Origin of the sequence: Desulfofundulus sp. (assembly GCF_049701015.1) — a bacterium.
Classification (GTDB): Bacteria; Bacillota; Desulfotomaculia; order Desulfotomaculales; family Desulfovirgulaceae; genus Desulfofundulus.
The window spans coordinates 1-3247 of sequence record NZ_JBNATZ010000270.1; the positions used below are offsets into that span (position 1 = coordinate 1).

Here is a 3247-nt window from a genome sequence, read left to right on the forward strand (position 1 = left end):
TAAAACCGGCCTCGACTACGGGAAGCCCCCAGAGAATGGTGTAACCCCGACCCAGCAGCAGGGAAGAACCCACGATCAAAGAACCAAGGAGAATGCCCAGAACAAGGCGGTTCACCATGGCGTTGAGCTGGCCGAACATGCGGTCCAGGTCCGGGTTAACCGCTTTTATTTTCAGTTCCCCACCTGCAGCCAGGTCCAGCACCCTGTCAAGGCGGTGGGGGAGATGAGTTAAAAGCTGGTGAAAGTCATCCAGATGTTCCACCACCATCCTTTTTATCCCCGGCAGGCTGAAACGGTGCGCCAGCAGTCGTTTGCCCATGGGACGGGCAATCTCCACAATGCTCAACTCCGGGTCCAGCTTTGCAACTAAACCTTCAGCGGTGACCAGGGACTTCACCAGAAGGGTGAACTGGGTCGGAACCCGGATCCGGTATTTGAAGGCAACTCCCATAACATCCCCCAGAGATTCGGCCAGGCTGATACGGCTCAAAGGAATTTCGGAGTATTTTTCCCTCAGAGCATCGATATCCCGGTGCAAGGCGACCCGGTCCACATGCGGCGGCACCACGCCCAGAGATTCCACCGCCCGTACCACCTGGGGAGTGCTGCGCCGGACCAGTCCCAGAACCAGGGCCCCTATTTTCTCCCTCACCTCATCACTCAAACGCCCCACAATACCAAAATCCATAAAGGCCACCCTCCCCTCGGGCAGGGCGGCCAGGTTGCCTGGATGGGGGTCACCGTGGAAAAAGCCGTGTATAAGGATCTGCCGCAATATGGCGCTGGCCAGGTGCCGGGCCACCACCCGCCGGTCAATGCCCCGGTGGGCCAGCTCTTCCGGGTGGGTCAATTTCACACCCTCTATGTATTCCATGGTCAGCACCTTACTGGTGGTGTAATCCCAGTACACCGCAGGGAAATAGACCGTACCGTCGCCGGCAAAGTGCTGGCGAAAGGTATCAGCATGGCGCCCTTCCACTGTAAAATCCATTTCTTCCCGCAGGATCTTTTCAAATTCTTCCACCATTTCCTCGAAGCAATAGAGTTCCCTCCAGGGTCCGTGCCTGTCCACCAACCGGGCCACATCATAGAGTATCTCTAAATCTGTCGAGAGAATTTTTTCCGTACCCGGCCGCTGGATCTTGACCACTACCGGCGTGCCGTCCCGTAAGTAGGCCCGGTGAACCTGGCCGATGGAAGCAGCGGCCAGAGGAGTGGTTTCAAAACTGCTGAAAACTTCTTCAAGGGGCAGCCCCAGTTCCATCTGGATGCGCTCCCGTACCTGGTTGAAAGAAAAAGGAGCCACCCGGTCCTGGAGCTTTTCAAGCTCGGCGATGTATTCCGGAGGCAGCAGGTCTGAACGGGTGGAGAGCACCTGCCCCATCTTAATAAAAGTGGGACCTAATTCCTCAAGGACCAGACGCAGCCTTTCAGGAGGGGAAGGACGTTCCGCCACTTTGAGCCGCCTTTTATCAGACTGGCGTCCCGGCTTGTACAGTCGGCCAAGGCTCAGGAACTCGCCGAGGCCGAGCTGGTGGGCCAGGTAACCAAAGCCGTGACGCACCAGGACATTGGCTATTTCCCGGTAGCGGGCAAAGTGTTTATACCTTTTGCGCAGGTGGAATTGCATGGACCAGTCCCCTCCAGGGTGCCGGCCGACGCCGGTGTTATTACTTATTTTTTCCACAACCGCTTTTAAAAACCCTCTCCCGACGGCGGTACATATCCACCCACGTGTCATTTTTCTTGCCGCCGGGACAGGAGCCTGTATAATATACTTGTACTTGCAGTTACTTGCAGCCACCCCGGCAATTTCTAAGCACTCTCCCAAAAGGAGGTTCGTACATTGATGCGCATCGACATTCTTCCCACCACCGAAAGTATTGTGCAGGCCGAAATCACCGGGCACACCGCAGTTGTTTTTGATATCTTACGGGCTACCACTACCATTGTTACTGCCATAGCGCACGGCTGCCGGCGTGTGGTTCCGGTTCTGGAAGCAGCCGAAGCCAGGGAGGTGGCGGAGAGGCTGGCCGGGGAAAACATACCCGTACTGGTGGCGGGTGAGCGGGGTGGGCGAAAGATCCCGGGCTTTCCGTGCGGCAACTCCCCCCTGGAATACCCTCCCGAAGTAGTTGGCGGCCAAACGCTGGTCCTTACCACCAGCAATGGTACCCGGGCACTGAACGCTGCAGCCCAAAAAGCACGCATCGTACTGGTGGGGAGCCTGCTGAACGCCCGCGCCGTGGCTCAGGAAGCCTGTCGTCTGGGTCGGAATGTAACCATGGTCTGTGCCGGTACGCAAGGTCAATTTTCCCTGGAAGATATTCTGGGAGCAGGCATGGTGGTACTGGAGATTTTAGAGATGGTGGAACCCGGCTGGCTTCGTTTAAGTGCCCGGCAACCTTCTGCTCTGGACCTTACCGACCTGGCCGTAGCCGCTCTGCACCTGGCCCATGCCTACCTGGAGAACCCCCGGCGGGCTTTTGACCACGCCAGCCACGGGCGCAAGCTTTTAAACATGGGGCTGGCTGCCGATCTGGACTGGTGTGCCTCCCTGAACACATTTCAGGTGGTTCCCGTCGTCAAAAATGACAATGGCTTTCTGAGCATTGAAAACGGTTAAAATTGCTCCATTCGGTTCATCCGGAGCGATAAAGCCGGGAATTTAAACGCCTCCCGCTTTCAAGCCCGCAGAGATGGCATGAAAAAAACAATGGGACCTCTTGCGCCGGGCCGCCAAATATGCTACAATAACACATGCAATGGGGAGAACAATAGTATAAGATGGGCGCGTAGCTCAGTGGGAGAGCGCTTGACTCACATTCAAGAGGTCGCTGGTTCGAAACCAGCCGTGCCCACCAGCAAGAACAGAGCCCCGAAAAACGGGGCTTTTTGCTTGATCCGAAAAACCTTGATTTTAAAGGGCCGGGCGGGAATTGTTAAATATTTACTATCCAGAATAGTCCAGTTAGAATGTCTTAAAATCAAAGCGTCCAAAATAGTTCGTTAGCAAATCGGTTAGCAAACGGTTAGCAAATCAACAGTCGGGTTTGGCCTTGACGGAGGCTGTGTCCCCGACTTTTTCTTTGCGACATCCTCTTTAAGGCAAACCGATGTTGACCTTGATCTTTCCCAGCTAGAAATTCTGTAGAATTCCCTAAGATTCCAGTTCTTGTTTTGCCCCGGAACACCTGTTTTTAGTACGATACGGAAAAACCCGTTGGAGGCGGTTTCATGTCGAAGA

The 3247-nt window shown here is 55.1% G+C and carries 2 protein-coding genes and 1 tRNA gene; 2 read left to right on the forward strand and 1 reads right to left on the reverse strand.

Going from position 1 to position 3247, the window contains the following annotated elements; all coding sequences use genetic code 11:
• Positions 1-1687 (reverse strand): ABC1 kinase family protein (locus ACPLUI_RS12970; protein ID WP_424660673.1); only part of this gene is annotated, 1687 nt, incomplete at its 3' end.
• Between the two features lie 162 nt (positions 1688-1849).
• Here ACPLUI_RS12970 and ACPLUI_RS12975 point away from each other — a divergent pair.
• Positions 1850-2626, forward strand: a complete 777-nt coding sequence (locus ACPLUI_RS12975; RefSeq protein ID WP_424660674.1) for a 2-phosphosulfolactate phosphatase — start codon at positions 1850-1852, stop codon at positions 2624-2626.
• 163 nt (positions 2627-2789) lie between these two features.
• Positions 2790-2864: transfer RNA gene (locus ACPLUI_RS12980), tRNA-Val, on the forward strand.
• The last annotated feature ends 383 nt before the right edge of the window (positions 2865-3247 follow it).